An 18,587-nucleotide genomic window follows, 5' to 3' on the forward strand; every position below is an offset into this window, starting at 1 on the left:
CCCCGGCCCTCTCCCCGTAGGGGAGAGGGAGCAGTGATGTTTCCACCGTCGTCTTGTGCGCGGCTGATCGTGAAGATCGGGTCGGCGTTGCTGGTCGATCCCGATGGGAGCGTTCGGCGGGACTGGCTCACCGGCCTTGTTGCCGACATTGCCGCGCGCATCGGCGCCGGCCAGCAGGTTGCGATCGTGTCGTCCGGCGCGATCGCGCTGGGTGCGCGGCGACTTGGTCTGGCCAAGGGTGGCCGCGCCAGTCTCGAAGACGCGCAGGCTGCCGCTGCCACCGGCCAGATCGCGCTCAGCCAGGTCTGGGCCGAACTGCTCGGCGCGCAGGAGCTGAACGCGGCGCAGATCCTCGTCACGCTCGACGATCTCGAGGACCGTCGCCGTTATCTCAACGCTGCGGCGACGCTCAACCGGCTGTTGTCGCTGAAAGTCGTCCCCGTCATCAACGAGAACGACAGCGTCGCGACCGAGGAAATCCGGTTTGGGGACAACGACCGGCTCGCCGCGCGAGTCGCGCAGGCGGCAGGCGCGCAGGGCGTGATCCTGTTGTCCGACGTCGACGGGCTCTACACCGCGAACCCGCACACCGACCCTTCCGCGACGCACATCGCCAGCGTGCCGCGGATCGATGCGGTGGCCGGTATGGCGGACGACGGGTCGGGTTCGGGAATGGGGTCGGGCGGGATGGCCTCGAAGATCGCCGCGGCGCGAATCGCGACGGGTGCGGGTATTCCGCTGGCGATCGCGTCGGGCCGCATCGAGCATCCGCTTTCCACCCCTGCCCGCCACACCCTCTTCCCCGCCGAGCGGACCGCGTCTGCGCGGAAGGCCTGGCTCGCGGGGGGGCTGACCGCGAAAGGCGCGATCCATGTCGACGCCGGGGCTGCGGCGGCGCTTGGCCAGGGGCGGAGTTTGCTGGCCACCGGCGCGACACGGATCGATGGCGGTTTTACGCGGGGGGATCTGGTGACGATCGAGGGGCCGACCGGGACGGTCGCGCGTGGACTGGCCGAGTATGACGCGGCGGATACTGCGCGCCTGCTCGGTCGACATAGCGACGATCATGCGGCGATCCTGGGCTATGCGCCCCGGTCTGCGCTGGTGCATCGCAATCATCTGGCGCTCGTATGATCCGCCAAGCCTTGTTCACCCGCGAAGGCGGGTGCCCAGACTGGGCACCCGCCTTCGCGGGTGAACACGCTTCTGTCTGGGGAATGGACTCATGATCCTGGCCATCACCGGCGGCACCGGGTTCGTCGGCAGCCACCTGATCGATCATGCGCTGGAGAGCGGGCACACGGTCCGTGCGCTCGCCCGCAAACCGCAGGCCAGGCGCGTCGGGGTGACCTGGATCGAAGGGGCGCTCGATCGTCCCAAGAGCCTTGCGACGCTGGTCGAAGGTGCCGACGCGGTCATCCATGTTGCCGGCGTGGTCAACGCACCCGACCGCGCGGCCTTCGGCAAGGGCAATATCGCCGGCACCGAAGGCATCCTGCAGGCGACGCGGGCCGCCGGCATCCGGCGCTTCGTCCATGTCTCCTCGCTCGCCGCACGCGAGCCGGCGCTGTCGAACTATGGCTGGTCGAAGGCCGAAGCGGAAACGCGGGTCCAGACATCGGGGCTGGACTGGACGATCGTTCGTCCGCCCGCGATATTCGGTCCGCGCGACCATGATATCCTCGATCTCTTCAAGACGGCGCGGTCGGGGTATCTGCCGATGCCCCCGGCCGGCACGCGCGTCTCGCTGCTCTATGTCGAGGACCTGACCGCGCTGCTGCTCGCGCTTGCCGAGACTGCCGACGCGCCATCGATCATGGAGCCCGACGACGGCGTGCCAGGCGGCTGGGACAACCGCGACTTCGCCCGCGCGATCGGCGCGGCGGTGAACGGGGCGGTCGGCAAGCCGGTCAAGGTGCTCTCCATGCCCCGGGCCATGATGAAACTCGCGTCCGCCGCCGACAGGCTCGTCCGCCGCCGCAAGGCCAAGCTCACGCGAGACCGGGTCGGCTATCTTTGCCACCCCGACTGGGTCGCGCACAAACCGCCACCGGCCGCGCTTTGGTCGGCCGCCGTCCCGACCGCGCAGGCGCTCGCGCAAACCGCCGCATGGTATCGCGCGGCGGGGCTGCTATAGCGCCGAAAAGCCGCCGCATTTGCCTGTCAGGACAGGCGCGACACCCGGAAGGACCAGCATGAGCGACCGCCAAGCCATCTACGACACCGTCGTCGCGCAGATCGAACCGTTCAACAAGAAGGGCGCCGCGCTCAGCGACGCAACGACCTTCCAGGGCGATCTCGAATGGGACAGCCTGACGGTGATGGATTTCGTCGCGGCGATTGAGGACGAGTTCGACATCATCATCACGATGAACATGCAGGCCGAGATCGAGACCGTCGGGCAACTCGTCGATGCGGTCGCGACGCTGAAACAGGACTGAAGGCCAGGTCCCGTTCGTCGCGAACGGGGACCGAGCAGGGCCAAGGCCCGTATTGAACGACTGTCCTTCGATCCGCCACTCCGGCCCCGTCGGTGGCCATTCGGGACCAACGGATATTTTCAAGGCCAATGATATGACCGAAGCCGCCACAACCGCCCACGCCCTCCCCGTCGATCCCCCCGAGGTCGCGCCTGAACGCGACCTGATGTCGAAGTTCGACGGCTTGATCGCCGAGCGCGAGGCGCTGGTGAACTCCGGCGTGCGCAACCCGTTCACGATCGTGATGGACGAGGTCAAATCGCCGACCCAGGCGGTGATCCGCGGCAAAGACACGATCCTGCTCGGCACCTACAATTACATGGGCATGACGTTCGACGCCGACGTCATCCAGGCCGGCAAGACCGCGCTCGACGCGTTCGGCTCGGGCACCAATGGCAGCCGGATGCTCAACGGCACGTTCCACGATCATATCGACGTCGAGCAGGCGCTCCGCGAATTCTACGACATGACCGGCGCGATCGTGTTCTCGACCGGGTACATGGCCAATCTGGGCATCATCTCGACGCTGGCGGGCAAGGGCGAGTACGTCATCCTCGACGCCGACAGCCATGCGTCGATCTATGACGGCTGCAAGCAGGGCAATGCCGAGATCGTCCGGTTCCGCCACAACGACGTCAACGACCTCGACAAGCGGCTCGGTCGCCTGCCCGCCGAGGCCGGCAAGCTGGTGGTGCTGGAGGGCGTCTATTCGATGCTCGGCGACATCGCTCCGCTGAAGGAAATGGTCGCGGTCGCCAAGAAGCATGGCGCGATGGTGCTGGTCGACGAAGCGCATTCGATGGGGTTCTTCGGCCCTAATGGCCGCGGCGTTTACGAGGAGATGGGGCTGACCGACGAGGTCGATTTCGTCGTCGGCACCTTCTCGAAGTCGGTCGGGACGGTCGGGGGTTTCGTGGTGTCGAATTATCCGAAGTTCGAGATGGTGCGGTTCGCCTGCCGTCCATACATCTTCACCGCGTCGCTGCCGCCATCGGTGGTCGCCACCGCCGCGACATCGATCCGCAAGCTGATGACGGCGCACGACAAGCGCGCGCAGCTGTGGAAGAACGCCCGCGCGCTGCATGGCGGGCTGAAGGCGATGGGGTTCAAGCTCGGCACGGAGACGTCCGATTCGGCGATCATCGCGGTCATCCTCACCGACCAGGAACAGGCGATCGCGATCTGGCAGTCGCTGCTCGAGGGTGGCCTGTACGTCAACATGGCGCGGCCGCCCGCGACGCCGGCGGGGACGTTCCTGCTGCGCTGCTCGCTGTGCGCCGAACATACCGACGCACAGATCGAGACCATCCTAGGCATGTTCCAGGCGGCGGGACGTGCCGTCGGCGTCATCGCCTGACTTCCCCGCGCTGATACGCTAGGACCGGGGGGTGACGCGAGACGAAGCCGACGCTGCGGCCCCCTGGGGCGGCGCGACGTGGCGGATCATCATGCTGGTCGTGATGGGGCTGCTCGGCGCGGCGGTGCTGGTCGCGCTGATCGTGACGCTGGGCAGCGCCAATCGCCAGCGCGACCGCGCGCTGACGCGGCAGGCGCATAGCTACGACGTGATGATCCTGGCGCGCTCGCTGTCGGGCACGATCGCGCGGTCGGAGGCGTCGTTGGGGCGCTACGTCATCAGCGGGGACAAGCAGCTTGGGCGGCTGTATTTCGACGAATGGCGGCTTGCCGGGACGCAGATCGACCGGCTGGAGTCGCTGACCTTCGACAATGCCGACCAGCGACCGGATATCGGTGCGTTGCGTGCCGCCTACGAGGCCCGCGGGCGCGAGCTGTCGATGACCGCGCTGAGCACCAACTACGGCAAGAACGAGCAGGCCTATGCGCGCTATTATCGTGCCGGCACCGCGCCGACGCTGGCCGCGATCAATACCACGCTCGACCGCCTGATCGCGCGCGAGCGGACCATCCTCGACGCACGATCGGACGCGGCGGAACGATCGGTGGAACGATCGAACCACAGCGCCGCCACGCTGGCGGTGTTCGGCGTGCTGATCGTGATCGGAGCGATCATGCTCGGCTGGTTCACGATCCGCGCCGTCGGCGAGCGCGCGGATGCACAGGCAGACGCCGAACTGGAGCGCGAACGCGCCGACGAACTTACCGCGGCCGTCGAGCGGGCCACCGCCGAGCTTCGCGTGCAGGAGGCCAAGATCCGGCAGATCCAGAAGATGGAAGCGGTCGGCCAGCTGACTGGCGGGATCGCGCATGATTTCAACAATATGCTGGCGGTGGTTCTCGGTGGCCTCGAACTCGCCTCGCGCCAGATCGCGATCGATCCGACCGCGGCGCAGCGGCACATCGACAGCGCCAGCGAAGGCGCCAACCGGGCGGCGGCGCTGACCCGGCGGCTGCTCGCGTTCAGCCGCGAGGATTCGCTCAAGTCCGAATCGATCCCGGTCGCCGCACTGGTTGCCGGGATGTCCGACCTGCTCGACCGCACGCTGGGCAATTCGATCACGATCGTCGCGCGCGATGCGTCCGCCGCCGGCTGCGTCCGGGGTGACCGGCTGCAGCTGGAGAACGCGGTGCTGAACCTCGCCGTCAACGCGCGCGATGCGATGGACGGCCGCGGGGTGCTGACGATCGCGACCGGCGCGACGGTGCTGGCGGCGGGCCAGGTCGGCGACTGCGCCGTCGGGCCCTATGTCACGATCGCGATCGGCGACACCGGGTCGGGCATGGAACCCGCCATCGCCGAGCGCGTGTTCGAGCCGTTCTTCACCACCAAGGCGGTCGGCAAGGGCACCGGGCTAGGGCTGAGCCAGGTGTTCGCGCTGGTCCGGCAGCTGGGGGGCGAGGTCGCGATCGATACCGCGCCGGGTAAGGGTACGACGGTCACGCTTTATCTGCTGAGCGACGCCTGCGCCGCCCCCGCCCCCGCAGCAGTCGTCGAGCACGCGCGCGATGCCGTCGTCGCGCCGGTTGGGCTGACGATCCTGGTCGTCGAGGACGATCCCCGCGTGCTGACCGCGACCACGGGTGCGCTGGAGGAACTGGGCCATGTCGCGATACCGTGCAGCGATCCGATGGCGGCCCCCGACCTGCTCGAGGCGCACGACGCGATCGACCTGATCATTTCCGACGTGCTGATGCCGCGCCAGACCGGGCCGGAAATGATCGCCGCGCTCGCCCCGCGCTATCCGCACATCGCGGTGCTGTTCGTGACCGGGTTCGCCGGCGAGGCGGACGCCAAGGCGTTCGGTGGGCATGAGGTATTGCGCAAGCCGTTCACGCTGACCGGGTTGGAGCGCGCGGTCGCGGCCGCGGTCGCGGCGGAGCGGCCGGCAGCGACGCAGCAGGTCGCCGCGGCATAGGCGCGATAGCGCGTGACGCCCCGCCCCGCCCCGCCTATATCCGCCCGACCTGCCCTCCGAGCCTTCTCCATGAAATCCATCGACCGTTACATGGCCCGGCTGATCGCGGTGCCGCTGTTCGCGACGCTGCTGATTGCGGTCATGCTGTTCGTGCTCGATCGCATGCTCGGGCTGTTCAACTTCGTCGCGACGCAGGGCGGACCGATCAGCGTGGTGTGGCGGATGCTCGCCAACCTGTTGCCGGAGTATCTCGGGCTCGGGATTCCGATCGGGCTGCTGCTCGGTATCCTGCTCGCCTTCCGCCGGCTTGCGACCTCGTCGGAGCTCGACGTGCTGCGCGGCGTCGGCATGAGCTACAACCGGCTGTTGCGGGTACCGTACATGTACACCATCGCGCTGGCGCTCACTAACCTGGCGATCGTCGGCTATGTGCAGCCGATCGCACGGTACTATTACGAGGGGCTGCGCTTCGAGCTTCGCACCGGGGCGCTCGGCGCGTCGATCAAGGTCGGCGAGTTCACCAATCTGGGCGACCGGATGACGCTGCGGATCGAGCAGAGCAAGGACAAGGGCCGCGAGCTGTCGGGGATCTTCGTCCATGCGCAGTCGCAGAACGGCGATTGGGTCGGGGTGACCGCGGACCACGGCAAGTTCCTGGCCACCGACGATCCCAACGTCATCATCTTCCGCCTTGCGAACGGGACGCTGATCCACAACCGGCCTGAATTCAAGACGCCGCGGGTGCTGACCTTCAGCACGCACGACCTGCCGATCAACCTGCCGAAATTCGGCAGCTTCCGCGGTCGTGGTGGTCGCAACCTGGAATACACGCTGCCCGAACTTGCCCGCCAGGGACAGAGCGCGGCGAGCCTGGAGGCGCGCGACGGCAGCCGGTCGGAGTTCCATTTCCGCCTGGCCGAGGTCGCGACGATGTTCCTGTTGCCGCTGCTCGCGCTCGCGCTGGGGGTGCCGCCGAAGCGATCCTCGTCGGCGTTCGGCGTATTCCTGGCGATCGTGATGATCGTCACCTATCACAAGGTGAACCAGTACGCGGCGGACATCGGCGAGCTCGGGCGGATCGACCCGATCATCGCGCTGTGGGTGCCGTTCACGGTGTTCGCCGGGCTGATCCTGTGGATGTACTACACCATCGCCTATGTCCCGGGCGGGCAGCCGATCGGCGCGCTCGAGCGGGTCTTTTCCAAGATCGCCAAGGCGATCGCCAGTCGCCTGCCCGGGCGCCGTAGAAACATGGGCCGCGGAGTCCCGGCATGAGCACGCTGAGCTTCTTTCCGTCGCGGACCGTCGCGATCTACATGGCGCGGATGTTCCTGATCCGGACGTTCGCGGTGCTGGCGGCGCTGGTGCTGGTGCTGCAGGCGCTCGACCTATTGAGCGAATCGGGCAACATCCTGGCGTTTCCCGGCAATGGCGACGCTCAGGTGTGGCACTATGTCGGGCTTAGAGTGCCGCAGATCGTCGCGCGCTTCCTGCCCTTCTCGGTGCTGCTCGGCACGATCCTGACGCTGATCACGATGAACCAGAACAGCGAGATCATCGCGCTGAAGGGCTCCGGGCTGTCCGCGCACCAGGTGCTGGCCCCGCTGCTCGTCGCCAGCCTGGGTATCGCGGTGATCAGTTTCGTGTTCAGCGACCGCGTCGTCGCGCGCGCGACCGCGACGCTCGACCAGTGGCAGAAGGTCAATTACGGCAAGCTGCCGATCGATCGCGGCGACCGAACCAACGTCTGGGTCCGCGACGGCGACGACCTGATCGAAGTGGCGCAGATCCGTGGCCGCGGCGATGCGGCGCGGCTGGGCGGGATCACGTTGTACGACCGGACCGGCGGCAACCTGGTCGCGGTGATCCGCGCGGACCACGGCAAGCGCGTCGCCAATGGCTGGGCGATCTGGCCGGCCAATCGCTTCGACGTCGCCAAGGGCACGGTGACGGAACTCGGCACCACGGTGATCGCAAAGAACGTCCGTCCCGATCAGTTCACGCTGTCGACCGTCGACGCCGATGGCCTGTCGTTCGGCGCGCTGAAGGCTGCGATCGGCGACCTGTCCGATGCCGGACGGCCGACCAAGGCGCTGGAGGGATCGTTGTGGCACAAGCTGTCGGGGCCGCTGTCGGCGGTGCTGATGCCGTTGCTGGGCGCGGTCGCGGCGTTCGGTATCGCGCGGTCGGGGAAACTGTTCATCCGCGCGGTGATCGGCATGGCGCTGGGGTTCGCGTATTTCGTCGCGGACAATTTCGCGATCGCTATGGGGAATCTGGGGGCGTATCCGCCGTTTCTGGCAGCCTGGGCGCCGTTCCTGCTGTTCTTCCTGATCGGGGAAGCGGTGCTGATCCGCAGCGAGGAATAGGTTTCGCCGCAGTTTGAGTTGCCGAGCCCCCCTGCCCGCCGCCGTCATCCTGACGAAAGTCAGGACCCAGGGTTACGGACGGCAGCGCTTGTTACCCTGGGTCCTGACTTTCGTCAGGATGACGGACGGTGGTCGGGGTGACGGGAGGTCTTCACGTTGACCGATCAGAAGATCAGCGCGTGCCCATCGTGCTGCGGGTGATCTTGCTCACCAGCCCCGGCAGACCCGGATAGCTCGCCTTGTGATAGGGCGACATCGCGTCGAGCGTGTCCGACAGACGGCGGTGCGCCTCGCCCAGCGCGTGGTAGGGCACGCCCGGGAGCAGGTGATGCAACGCGTGGTAGCGCAGGCCGACCGGGGCCCAGAGCACCGGGAGTAGCGCCGGAGGCGGCACGTTGACGCTGTCGAGATACTGCGCGGTGACGCTCATGACCTCGCCTTCGTTCTCCCACAGATGCGCAACCAGCGTGCGGACCTGGTTGAGCACCGCGACGCCCGATCCGATGATCATCGCGATCGCGAACCCGCGGATCGGGATGACGCCGGTCGCGACCATCGTCAGCAGCGCGACGGCCCAGACCGCTGTCGCGGTCTCGACCTTCAGCCACTGCGCGCGAAACTCACCTTCGGGTAGGCGACGGCGGAAGGACGGGTTGATCGACAGCGCCGAATAGCGTTCGACGACGACCTTGCGGAACCCCGGGATCACCGCCGACAACGGTGCCAGCACGCCGTAGCGGATCAGCACGCCGACCGGCGCCAGTGCCGAGACGAGGACGAACAAGGGCAGCGTGTAGGGCTTCATCAGCGCGAGCGGCAGGTATTCGGGATCTTCCGACGTGCCGTAGCGCGTCTTGGCGTGATGGAGGTTGTGGACGCCCTCGTACATGAACGACGGCACCATCATCGGTACGCCGACCAGCGCGTTCCATCCGGCCCGGAAGCCCGGCAGCGCGGCATGCTTGATATGCGTGATCTCGTGAATGAAGCTGAGCGCGCGGTACAGCGCCAGCACCGAGACGATGCCGGCCGCGATCATCACGGCGGTCGAGCCGGTGGTCACCGCGACCGCGAGCGCGCCGTAACCGACGACGACCGACGCGAGCAGGTCGCTCCAGTAGATCGCCTTGCTCGGCGCGATCAGGTCGCGCGTCGCCTCCGCCGCGGTCCGCAGCATGGCCTTGTCGTCGGCGACGCGGTGCGTGGCGGACGAAATCGGCGCCGCAATGGCGGGGCCGCGCGAAAGGGCGATCGAGCTGTCCATAAGCGTTTCCATTACCGGTAGATAATGGCGAGACGGTGACTTTACAGCCCGATCGCGTCGGGAAACGCTGCGTTGCGCGGTCCGCTTGACACAGGCGCCAGCCGAGAGAAGTGGTACGCGACACAACAAGGCATCGTCATTTGGCCAATACCATCGTCCGTCCGATCGAATCGAAGCGCGACCGCAAGGCGTTCATCGACCTGCCCTTCCGTCTTTACGCCGGTGATCCCAGCTGGGTGCCGCCGCTGAAGGGCGAAGCGCTGGGCCTGATCACGCCGGAGAAGAACGGCTGGTTCAGCCATGCCAAGGCGCAGCTGTTCCTGGCAGAGCGCGACGGCAAGGTGATCGGTCGGATCTCGGCGCATATCGACACGCTGGCGCTGACGATGCCGGCCGAGCAGGGCTTCGGTCCCGGCGTCGGGCAATGGGGGCTGCTCGATGCCGAGGATGCCGACACCGGCGCGCAACTGATCGCGACCGCCGAGGACTGGCTGCGCGGCCAGGGGATGACGCGCGCGCTGGGGCCGATCAGCATGTCGATCTGGGAAGAACCGGGGCTGCTGATCGAGGGGTACGACCATCCGCCGACGATCATGATGGGGCATGCGAAACCCGAGTATCGCGGGTGGATCGAAGGCGCAGGGTACGAGCCGGTCAAGCAGCTGCTGACCTATGAGGTCGACGTCACGCGGATGTTCCCGCCGATCGTGCAGCGCATCATCAAGTCGGGCGAGAACAACCCGCGGATCGTCATCCGCGAGGTCGACAAGACCAAGTTCGAGCAGGAGGCCGCGATCATCCTGGGCATCCTGAACGACGCGTGGTCGGACAATTGGGGATTCGTGCCGCTGACCGAACCCGAGATCAAGGACGTCGGCGTCAAGCTGAAGCCGATCGTGTTCAACGACCTGATCCGGATCGCCGAAGTCGACGGCAAGCCGGTCGCGTTCATGATCACGCTGCCCGACCTCAACGAGCCGATCAAGCCGCTCAACGGCAAGCTGTTCCCGTTCGGTTGGGCCAAGCTGTTGTGGTGGCTGCGCAAGCCCAGGGTGCGGACCGTGCGGGTGCCGCTGATGGGCGTGGTCAAGGACCTGCAATCGTCGCGGATGGCGAGCCAGCTCGCCTTCATGATGATCGAATATATCCGCCGCGCCTCGGTCGAGAACTACGGCGCGACGCGGGCCGAGATCGGCTGGATCCTCGACGACAACCAGGGCATGCGATCGATCGCCGAGACGATCGAGAGCCGGATGAACAAGGTGTATCAGGTGTACGGGAAGACGCTGTAGCGGCGCCGCTGATGTGCTCCCGCGAAGGCGGAAGCCGTGATTCGGTTACGGCGTGACGCCCCCGGAAAATGTCGGCGCTTATCCGGGTCGAACGTCGCATCTCCCCTCCCTGGAAGGGAGGGGTAGGGGGTGGGTCGGCTCGGGGCGCGGGCCTGCGTTTCCTCTCGGGCCTACCCACCCCCAGCCCCTCCCTTTCAGGGAGGGGAGCAGTTTTCCGAAGGAGGACGGTCCCCGAACACGGGTAACCGCCCGCCTCAGAACAAAATCGCGCCGCCGGTGACCAGCCGGAAGTCGGGGGCGTCGTGGTTCAGGCCGACCGTGCCGAGCATGTCGAGCTGCAACCCGTTGCGCGGCTGCCAGGCGAGTGACCCCGCCGCGACTGCCTCGGTATGCTTGTCCATCGGATCGTCATCGCGCGCGACCGACAACTCGCCGACTACGGTCCACTGCTTGCTGAGTTCGTAGCCCAGCCCGACGATCCCGCTATAGGCGAAATGGCGGCCGTTGCCGTCCTCGTCCGGTTGGGCGTCCGCCTCGCCGGTGAATGCCAGATTGACCTTGTCGGACAGGTCGTAGGTCACCGGGACGATGACGCCCGCCCCCCAGTCGCCGGCGCCGATCGGTTCGCGGCCGACCGGCAGCGTGACGAACGGTTCGACGCCGTAGGACAGCCCCTTGCCGTCGGGGTTCGCAAAATTCTGGCGGAGGGCGAGCGTGACGTCGCCGACGCCGTTGACGGTGTCGATCGCGCCGGTTGTCTTGTCGCGGGTGCGGACGTGGCCGAAGCCGGTCCAGCCGATCTGGGCCTCGGTGCTCGCGCCCAGGCCGATGCGTGCAAGGACGTCGCCCGACAGCACCGTGTCCTCGCGCGAATCGCTGCTGTCGTCGCGCTGCCAGTCGACGCCCGAGACCTCGAGCTGGACCTTGCCAGGCTCGGTGATGCAGGCGGACGAGCCGAGGCTCGGACGATTGGGGCAGAAGCGCGGCTCGTCGGCCTGCGCCAGCGCCGGGGTCGCGGCGATCATCGCCAAGCCGAGCAGCCCCAAACGTCCAATCATCTCAGTCCCCTATCGCAGTCGTACCCAGGTCGGCGCATGGTCGCTCGCCTTTTCACGGCCGCGATAGGCCTTGTCGACGCCCGCGTCGATCATCCGATCCGCGGCCTGCGGGCTGAGCAGCAGATGGTCGATGCGAAACCCGGCGTCGCGCGGCCATGCGCCGGCCTGATAGTCCCAGAAGGTCCAGACCTTGCCCGTCGGGAACTGCGTGCGCAGCGAGTCGGTCCAGCCTTGCGCGACCAGCGCGCGGTAGCGTTCGCGGCTCTCGGGCTGCATCAGCGCATCGTCCTGCATCGCGCGGACCGAATAGGTATCGTCGTCATTGGCGATAACGTTGAAGTCGCCGGCGAGCACCGTCGGCTTCTCCTCCGCCAGCAGCACGCGCGCACGTGCCGCGAGGCGGTCCATCCAGCGCAGCTTGTAGTCGAATTTGGGGCCGGGTTGCGGGTTGCCGTTGGGGAGATAGAGCGCGCCGACGACGACGCCGTTCACCTCCGCCTCGAGATAGCGGCTATGCTCGTCCTCGGGTTCGCCCTCCAGCCCGCGCTGGCGCTCCACCGGGGTGCTGCCCTTCGCCAGGATCGCGACGCCGTTCCAGCTTTTCTGGCCATGCCAGATCGCGCCGTAGCCGAGCTCCTCGATCTCCGCGATCGGGAACGCCTCGGCCTTCAGTTCCTGCAGGCAGACGATATCGGGCTGCTGTTCGGTCAGGTACTCGACCAGCCGCGGCAGCCGCGCCTTGATGCCGTTGACGTTGTAGGTGACGATCTTCACGCAGCGCTCCGATGATTCAGATCGCGAAGGAAGACCCGCAACCACAGCCCGATGCGGCATTCGGGTTCTCAACCTTGAACGCGGCGCCGCTAAGCGATTCGACATAGTCGACCGCGCAGCCGCGGACCAGATCGATGCTGACGCTGTCGACGACCAGACGGACGCCGTCGGTCTCGGCGATCACGTCGTCGGTTTCCGCGGCGTCCGCGAACCCGAACTTGTACTGGAAGCCGGAGCAGCCGCCGCCGTCGACCGACAGGCGGAGGATCGCAGGCTTGCCCTGCTTCGCCGCGATCGCCGCGACGCGCGCGGCGGCGGAGGGGGTCAGGATGATCTCGGGTGCCAGCGTTGCCATGCACGGGAGATAGGCGGTCGAGGGGGTCGGGGCAACCTTGCCAGCGTTAGCGACTGCTACCCCCTACTCCTACGTCACCCCAGCGCAGGCTGGGGTCTCCCCGTATCGGCTCCGTCCTTGCCGCTTGAGATCCCAGCCTTCGCTGGGATGACGGGGAGGGTTGGGGTAACGGTAGGATTCAATCCTGCGCGGCGGGGCCGGTGGTCGAGATCGGGATGGCGCGGACCGAGCGATCCTGGGCGGCGAGCAGGTAGTCGGCGGTGGTCAGGAACGGCACCGGGTTGACCGCGTGGCCGTCGATGCGGACTTCGTAATGAAGGTGCGGGCCGGTCGAACGCCCGGTCGAGCCCATCAGCGCGATCAGCTGGCCGCGGGTGACGCGGGCGTGATCGGCGACGAGGATCTTCGACAGATGGCCGTAGCGCGTCGCGATGCCCTTGCCGTGGTTCAGCTCGACCATGTTGCCATAGCCGCCCTGCAATCCGGCGTGGCTGACGATGCCGTCGGCGGTCGCATAGATCGGCGTGCCGACCGGGCCGGGAATGTCGACACCGGCGTGCATCGCGGCGGTGCCGCGGAACGGGTCGGAGCGGATCCCGAAATTGCTGGTGAAGGCCAAGGTGTGGACCGGATGGACCGAGGGGATCGCGATCACGCCCTGCTGCAGCGTGTCGAGCTTCTTCCAGGTCTGGAACAGCGTGCGGAACTGGGCGTCGGCGCGCAGGTCGGCGGTGGCTTCCTCGCTGCTGGCGTCGATCATCGGGCCGCCCATGCCGCGCGGGGCCTTGGCGAGACGCTCGGGACGCAGGCCGAGCTTGCGGACGGTCGCGGTGGTTTCGGCATAGCGCTGGTCGAGGACACGCTGCGCGGCACCGGCGAGCGCGACCTGGTGGCCCTCGGCCTTGACCAAAGGCTGGACGACGTCGGCGGACATCTTCTCGGCGGCGGGATCGATCGGCAGGCTGGCGAGCGCGAGCTGCTGCGCATCGCCCTTGCCGGTCAGCGCGGCGGTGATCAGCGCCTGGCGCTGTTCGATGCGCTGGGCATGGACTTCGGCGGTGTGGCGGATGGTCGCGACGCGGGCGTGGAGCTGGCCGATCTGGCGCTCCATGTGCGCGACCTGCTGGCCGTTGGCGTCGGTGGCGACCACCCCGGTTGCCGCAGCGGCGCCATAGCCAGAGAACCCGATCGTGATCGCGCCGACCGCGGCCATCACGGCCTGGCTCGTACCGCCGATGCGGACCCGCTGCACCGAGCGGCCATCATGAAACAGAACCTGCCGCGTTGCGAACATACGCTTGATGCGGGTGGCGAAGGCGGCTGCGGATACGGAAATAATGACTAGTCCCCGACAAGGCACAGGCTGCACTCCCCCTGAAAGAATGCAGTGCCGAATAGTGTCCCTGACGTGCAGCCCCTCCGCCCATCAGACAGAGACGGTTAGGGCCGATCCCGCCGACCCAGGCAAGGCTCGCGCGCCAAGCTGGCAGCTTCGTGCGGCGAGTTGTTGAATACAGCCGGAATTACCGGAACGATCCGGCGATTCGCGCAAGACGAGCGTCAGCTGCGCAACGCCCCGACGGCGGCGAGAACGGCGTCGACATGGCCGGGGACGCGCACCTTGCGCCACGCTTTGACCAGCTTGCCGTCGGATCCGAAGAGGAACGTCGCGCGCTCGATCCCCATCGACTTGCGGCCGTACATGTTCTTCTCGACCCAGACGCCGAAGGCCTCGCACACAGCGCCGTCGACGTCGGTCGCGAGCGCCACGGACAGCGCGTGCTTGGCGGAGAACTTTGCGTGCGCGGCGGGGCTGTCCTTCGAGATGCCCACCACGACCGCACCGGCCTCCGCGAAAGCTGGCGCCAGCGCGGTGAAATCCTGTGCCTCGCGGGTGCAGCCGGTGGTGTCGTCCTTCGGGTAGAAATAGACGACGAGGGGCAGACCCAGTTCTGCGAGCGGCATCGTGCCGTCGGCCAGCAGCACCGTCACGTCGGGGATTTCGTCGCCTTCAACCACGGGTCACCTCTTGCCATGTCCGCTCGACGTCCTGCCGGGTCGTCGCCAGCGTGGCAACCACCGCGGGCCAGTCCGCGAGGCCCAGCGCGCGGGCGACGAGCGCCTGCGTCGCGAGGCCCGGCACCTGCGCATCGGGTGCGACCAGGCGCAGCGTCACCAGCAACCGGGTCAGCAGGTCGTGCGCCGCGCGCATGCCGGACGGCAGCAGCCCCTGCCCGACCAGGTCGTCGATCGCGCTGGCCAGGTTCGGCTGCAGCCCCGCGTGGTGGACGAGTTGCACGACGTGCACCGTGAATTCGAGATCGACGAGCCCGCCGGGCAGCAGCTTTGCGTCGAGTTCGCCCTGCGGCGGTTTGTGCGCGGCCATCTCGGCACGCATCGTGGCGGCGTCGCCGACGATATCGCGCGACGGCCGTGCGCCGGCCAGGACCTCGGCGATCACTGCCGACACCGCTTCGCGCGCCGCCGCCGATCCGAACACCGGCCGCGCCCGGGTCAGCGCCATATGCTCCCAGGTCCACGCGTCCTCGTGCTGGTAGCGCGCGAAGCTGTCGAGCGTGACGACCAGCGGCCCCTGCGCGCCCGATGGCCGCAATCGCGTATCGATCTGATAAAGCGGCCCGGCAGGCGTCGCGACCGACAGCGCGGCGGTCAGGCGCTGCGCGAGGCGGTTGTAATAGAGCGTCGCGCCCAGCGGTTTGGGACCGTCCGATTCGGCCGTGAAATCGCCGGTAAACAGATAGATCAGGTCGAGGTCAGACGCGTGGGTCAGCATCGCGCCGCCCATCCGCCCGAGCGCGAGGATCACCAGTTCGCTGCCGGGAACACGGCCATGCGCACGCACGAATTCGGCGATGGTCGCGTTCGCAAGCACGCCGATCGCGGCTTCGGCGACGCGGGCGTACCCCGCCGCGACGTCGAGCGGGTCGGCGGCGCCCGCGACGATCTGCGTGCCGAGCGCGAACCGTCGTTCGCCGACGACGCGGCGGACATGATCGAGCTGCGCCTGATAATCGCCGCCCGCCTCCCCGCTCCGCATTGCCGCCATCAACGAGGCAACGTCGCCGACCAGGTCGAACGCGGTCGCATCGATCAGCCCGTCGAGCAGGTCGGGACGGCGCCCGAGATCGTCGGCCAGGGTCGGCGCATGGCTGAGGATCGCGGCGAGCAACGTCGCCAGCGCCGGCCGGGCTTCGAGCAGGCGGAAGATGTTGATCGCGCTCGGCAACCGTTCGAGCAGCGCGTCGAGCCGCAGCAGCGCCGCCTGCGGTACCGGCGCCGCGGCGAGCGCGGGCACCAGCGTCGGCAGGACCGCCTCCAGCGCCTCGCGCGCCGCCGGACTGCGCAGCGCCGGATAGGCCGCGCTGCGCCAGGTCTCGATCCGCTGACGCGCCGCCGCGGCGTCCGCAAAGCCGGCGTTCGCGAGATCCGCCTCGAGCGTCACCACGTCGCGCGAGAAGGCCGGCCGGATATCGTCGTCGAGCGCATCGTAAATCCGGCCGATCCCCTCGACGTGCGGCGCGAGCATCGCCAGCAACGTGTGCGAGTCTTCGTAGCCCGCCAGCTTCGCGACCCGCTCCAGCGCCTCGCCGGTCGGCAGCGCATGGGTTTGCCGGTCGTCGATCATCTGGACGCGGTGCTCGATCGTCCGCAGCAGTGTGTAGCCGTCGATCAGCGTCGTCGCCTCGTCCGACCCGATCCACCCCGCCGTCGCGAGCCGCGCCAGCGCATCGCGCGTCGCCGGTGCCCGCAACGCCGGGTCGCGGCCGCCATGGATCAGCTGGTGGATCTGCGCGAAGAATTCCGCCTCGCGGATACCGCCACGCCCCCGCTTCAGGTCGTAGCCCGGACCGAAGACCTGGCCCTGCGCATGATGATCGCGAATCCGCCGCGAGATGCCGCGGATTTCGCCGATCGCACCGAAATCGAGCGCGCGGCGCCAGACGAACGGGCGGACTGCGTCGAGGAAACGCCGTCCGAGCGCGATGTCGCCCGCCGCCGCGCGCGCGCGGATGAACGCGGCGCGCTCCCATGGCAGCGCTTGCGCCTCGTAATAGCCGATCGCAGCATCGACCGGCAGCACGATCGGCGTGATCTCCGGTGAAGGCCGCAGCCGCAGGTCGACGCGCAGGACATAGCCGTCGCCGTCACGCGCCTGGAGCAGTTCGACCACCCGCTTGCCGATCCGCACCGCCGCCTCTTCGGGCTCGTCGCGCGCGCGGCGCGGCAAGGTTTCGGGATCGAACAGCAGGATCGGATCGATGTCGGAGGAATAATTGAGTTCGCCACTGCCCTGCTTGCCGAGCGCGATGCCGACGAAGCCGCGGGGCTCGGCCCCCGGCGTGCGCTCCTCGATCGCGGCGCGGATCGCGGTGTCGAGCGCACGGTCGGCAAACCCGGTCAGCGCTGCGGTCACTGCGGTGAGGTCGAGCAGCCCGGCGAGATCGCCGATCGCGACCTGCAGGGCGAGCGCGCGACGCTCGATCCGCAGGCGGCGCGCGACCGGCATGGCGGGATCCGCGCTCGATGCGGACAGGTCCAGCCGCCCTGCCGACAGCGCGGCGTCGAGCGCCGGCTCACGGTCGAGGATCATCGCAAGGAACGGCGAATAGGCGCGCGCTCGCTCGACGGCTTCGCCAATCGCGAGGTCTTGTAGAATGCTAATCTCGGGCGTCACAAGGTATCGTTGCAGACACATTCACGATCGCAAAGCAACAAAATCCGCATTCGGCCGTTGACAACTGCATGACTTACGGATTCCTCACCATCAGCAACCAGCCGGACGGCCAGGGCCTCGTCCGCCGGCCCCGCGCGACCGACGTTATCGGCCAGGCCCTGCGTGGCACGTTCGGCGAAGCGCGTGGGTTGCCCGAGGATATGGCGCGGATGCTCCGCCAGCTGGACCGCGTGCACGCGGGCTGAGAACCTCTGCCAACGACCGGGGCCGCAGACTGCGCCCCCGGTTAAATACTGAGCGATTTACCGACCGCGGCTCAGTTCCTCGACATCGCCCATGATGGTGTCGAGGGCGGTCTTGCTGGTATCCGTCTCGTGATCGCGGCGTGATGGCAGCGAGCCATCCGTCAGGATCGTCTCGAGTGCCACGCGCCCACGCGCGACACGGCTCTTGATCGTGCCGACCGCGACGTTGCAGATTTCTGCGGCCTCTTCGTACGCGAAGCCACCGGCACCCACCAGGATGAGCGCCTCTCGCTGCGGCTGTGGCAAATGCATCAGCGCGCGCTGCATGTCGCCCAGTTCGACGTGACGATCCTGGCTGGCCGGTGCCGCGAGGATGCGATCGGCGACCAGGTCATCCCACTCGCCCTTGAAGCGCGCACGCCGCATCTGCGACAGATACAGGTTGCGCAGGATGATGAAGGTCCATGCGCGCATGTTGGTGCCGGCCTGGAACCGCAGACGCGCGGCCCAAGCCTTCAGCAGGGTTTCCTGGACAAGGTCGTCGGCGAGATCGCGGCTACCCGACAGCGAACGACCAAACGCGCGCAGATGCGGGATGACCTGTGCCAGCTGTACCTTGAACTCGGCATCGGACAACGAGACATGCTCGACCGGTGCGACCGTCTCGGCCGCATCGTCGTCGGCGTCATCGTCGCGCGGCACTGGTTGGGTCATGAAAT

Annotated in this window: 17 protein-coding genes; 9 read left to right on the top strand and 8 right to left on the bottom strand. The window is 67.7% G+C overall.

Features of this window, described 5'->3' with window-relative positions; genetic code table 11:
• The first annotated feature begins 36 nt into the window (after positions 1–36).
• From proB to lptG, 7 genes are all read left to right on the top strand, one after another.
• Positions 37–1,134 carry a glutamate 5-kinase gene (gene proB, locus SJY20_RS13590; RefSeq protein WP_380787451.1) on the top strand — a complete coding sequence of 366 codons (1,098 nt, stop codon included), beginning with the start codon at positions 37–39 and terminating at the stop codon, positions 1,132–1,134.
• A 91-nt stretch (positions 1,135–1,225) separates the two neighbouring features.
• The gene (locus tag SJY20_RS13595; protein ID WP_380787452.1) at positions 1,226–2,137 is read left to right on the top strand and encodes an NAD-dependent epimerase/dehydratase family protein; all 912 of its coding nucleotides are present in this window, start codon (positions 1,226–1,228) and stop codon (positions 2,135–2,137) included.
• A 58-nt stretch (positions 2,138–2,195) separates the two neighbouring features.
• Positions 2,196–2,441 (top strand): acyl carrier protein, encoded by a 246-nt coding sequence (locus SJY20_RS13600; RefSeq protein ID WP_380787453.1) that lies wholly within the window; start codon positions 2,196–2,198, stop codon positions 2,439–2,441.
• Positions 2,442–2,574: 133 nt separating this feature from the next.
• Positions 2,575–3,837, top strand: coding sequence for an aminotransferase class I/II-fold pyridoxal phosphate-dependent enzyme (locus SJY20_RS13605; protein ID WP_380787454.1), 1,263 nt, complete (start codon positions 2,575–2,577; stop codon positions 3,835–3,837).
• Between the two features lie 91 nt (positions 3,838–3,928).
• Complete coding sequence (locus tag SJY20_RS13610; protein ID WP_380788705.1) at positions 3,929–5,815, top strand: ATP-binding protein; 1,887 nt, start codon at positions 3,929–3,931, stop codon at positions 5,813–5,815.
• Between the two features lie 69 nt (positions 5,816–5,884).
• Positions 5,885–7,090 carry an LPS export ABC transporter permease LptF gene (gene lptF, locus SJY20_RS13615; protein WP_380787455.1) on the top strand — a complete coding sequence of 402 codons (1,206 nt, stop codon included), beginning with the start codon at positions 5,885–5,887 and terminating at the stop codon, positions 7,088–7,090.
• Positions 7,087–8,184, top strand: coding sequence for an LPS export ABC transporter permease LptG (lptG, locus tag SJY20_RS13620; RefSeq protein ID WP_380787456.1), 1,098 nt, complete (start codon positions 7,087–7,089; stop codon positions 8,182–8,184). The genes lptF and lptG overlap by 4 nt, the downstream gene beginning before the upstream one ends.
• Positions 8,185–8,356: 172 nt before the next feature.
• Here the strand turns inward: lptG and SJY20_RS13625 are convergent, their stop codons facing one another.
• Positions 8,357–9,448 (bottom strand): fatty acid desaturase family protein, encoded by a 1,092-nt coding sequence (locus tag SJY20_RS13625; protein WP_380787457.1) that lies wholly within the window; start codon positions 9,446–9,448, stop codon positions 8,357–8,359.
• Positions 9,449–9,588: 140 nt separating this feature from the next.
• On the opposite strand from SJY20_RS13625, the gene SJY20_RS13630 reads away from it, so the two are divergent.
• The gene (locus tag SJY20_RS13630; protein ID WP_380787458.1) at positions 9,589–10,740 is read left to right on the top strand and encodes an N-acetyltransferase; all 1,152 of its coding nucleotides are present in this window, start codon (positions 9,589–9,591) and stop codon (positions 10,738–10,740) included.
• A 254-nt stretch (positions 10,741–10,994) separates the two neighbouring features.
• Here SJY20_RS13630 and SJY20_RS13635 read toward each other — a convergent pair whose 3' ends face one another.
• From SJY20_RS13635 to SJY20_RS13660, 6 genes are all read right to left on the bottom strand, one after another.
• Positions 10,995–11,798, bottom strand: a complete 804-nt coding sequence (locus SJY20_RS13635) for a transporter (protein ID WP_380787459.1) — start codon at positions 11,796–11,798, stop codon at positions 10,995–10,997.
• 9 nt (positions 11,799–11,807) lie between these two features.
• Positions 11,808–12,572 (bottom strand): exodeoxyribonuclease III, encoded by a 765-nt coding sequence (gene xth, locus SJY20_RS13640; RefSeq protein ID WP_380787460.1) that lies wholly within the window; start codon positions 12,570–12,572, stop codon positions 11,808–11,810.
• 16 nt (positions 12,573–12,588) lie between these two features.
• Complete coding sequence (erpA, locus tag SJY20_RS13645) at positions 12,589–12,927, bottom strand: iron-sulfur cluster insertion protein ErpA (RefSeq protein ID WP_380787461.1); 339 nt, start codon at positions 12,925–12,927, stop codon at positions 12,589–12,591.
• A 178-nt stretch (positions 12,928–13,105) separates the two neighbouring features.
• Positions 13,106–14,221 carry a M23 family metallopeptidase gene (locus SJY20_RS13650; protein WP_380787462.1) on the bottom strand — a complete coding sequence of 372 codons (1,116 nt, stop codon included), beginning with the start codon at positions 14,219–14,221 and terminating at the stop codon, positions 13,106–13,108.
• A gap of 266 nt (positions 14,222–14,487) precedes the next feature.
• Positions 14,488–14,946, bottom strand: coding sequence for a peroxiredoxin (locus SJY20_RS13655; RefSeq protein ID WP_380787463.1), 459 nt, complete (start codon positions 14,944–14,946; stop codon positions 14,488–14,490).
• Complete coding sequence (locus SJY20_RS13660; RefSeq protein ID WP_380788707.1) at positions 14,939–17,539, bottom strand: bifunctional [glutamine synthetase] adenylyltransferase/[glutamine synthetase]-adenylyl-L-tyrosine phosphorylase; 2,601 nt, start codon at positions 17,537–17,539, stop codon at positions 14,939–14,941. The genes SJY20_RS13655 and SJY20_RS13660 overlap by 8 nt, the downstream gene beginning before the upstream one ends.
• Before the next feature lie 152 nt (positions 17,540–17,691).
• On the opposite strand from SJY20_RS13660, the gene SJY20_RS13665 reads away from it, so the two are divergent.
• Positions 17,692–17,868 (top strand): hypothetical protein, encoded by a 177-nt coding sequence (locus tag SJY20_RS13665; RefSeq protein WP_380787464.1) that lies wholly within the window; start codon positions 17,692–17,694, stop codon positions 17,866–17,868.
• 57 nt (positions 17,869–17,925) lie between these two features.
• Here SJY20_RS13665 and SJY20_RS13670 read toward each other — a convergent pair whose 3' ends face one another.
• On the bottom strand, positions 17,926–18,582 hold the full coding sequence (locus SJY20_RS13670; protein ID WP_380787465.1) for a sigma-70 family RNA polymerase sigma factor: 657 nt from the start codon (positions 18,580–18,582) through the stop codon (positions 17,926–17,928).
• Positions 18,583–18,587 lie beyond the last annotated feature (5 nt).

This window comes from Sphingomonas sp. R86521 (assembly GCF_042466235.1).
In the GTDB taxonomy this organism is placed as follows: Bacteria; Pseudomonadota; Alphaproteobacteria; order Sphingomonadales; family Sphingomonadaceae; genus Sphingomonas.

Coding starts and splice junctions, on each gene's coding strand:
- SJY20_RS13635 (WP_380787459.1), bottom strand. CDS start 11,798: ATGATTGGACGTTTGGGGCTGCTCGGCTTGGCGATGATCGCCGCGACC.
- SJY20_RS13650 (WP_380787462.1), bottom strand. CDS start 14,221: ATGTTCGCAACGCGGCAGGTTCTGTTTCATGATGGCCGCTCGGTGCAG.
- SJY20_RS13660 (WP_380788707.1), bottom strand. CDS start 17,539: ATGATCCTCGACCGTGAGCCGGCGCTCGACGCCGCGCTGTCGGCAGGG.
- SJY20_RS13665 (WP_380787464.1), top strand. CDS start 17,692: ATGACTTACGGATTCCTCACCATCAGCAACCAGCCGGACGGCCAGGGC.
- SJY20_RS13625 (WP_380787457.1), bottom strand. CDS start 9,448: ATGGACAGCTCGATCGCCCTTTCGCGCGGCCCCGCCATTGCGGCGCCG.
- SJY20_RS13600 (WP_380787453.1), top strand. CDS start 2,196: ATGAGCGACCGCCAAGCCATCTACGACACCGTCGTCGCGCAGATCGAA.
- lptG (WP_380787456.1), top strand. CDS start 7,087: ATGAGCACGCTGAGCTTCTTTCCGTCGCGGACCGTCGCGATCTACATG.
- SJY20_RS13670 (WP_380787465.1), bottom strand. CDS start 18,582: ATGACCCAACCAGTGCCGCGCGACGATGACGCCGACGACGATGCGGCC.
- SJY20_RS13610 (WP_380788705.1), top strand. CDS start 3,929: ATGCTGGTCGTGATGGGGCTGCTCGGCGCGGCGGTGCTGGTCGCGCTG.
- proB (WP_380787451.1), top strand. CDS start 37: ATGTTTCCACCGTCGTCTTGTGCGCGGCTGATCGTGAAGATCGGGTCG.
- SJY20_RS13595 (WP_380787452.1), top strand. CDS start 1,226: ATGATCCTGGCCATCACCGGCGGCACCGGGTTCGTCGGCAGCCACCTG.
- erpA (WP_380787461.1), bottom strand. CDS start 12,927: ATGGCAACGCTGGCACCCGAGATCATCCTGACCCCCTCCGCCGCCGCG.
- SJY20_RS13605 (WP_380787454.1), top strand. CDS start 2,575: ATGACCGAAGCCGCCACAACCGCCCACGCCCTCCCCGTCGATCCCCCC.
- lptF (WP_380787455.1), top strand. CDS start 5,885: ATGAAATCCATCGACCGTTACATGGCCCGGCTGATCGCGGTGCCGCTG.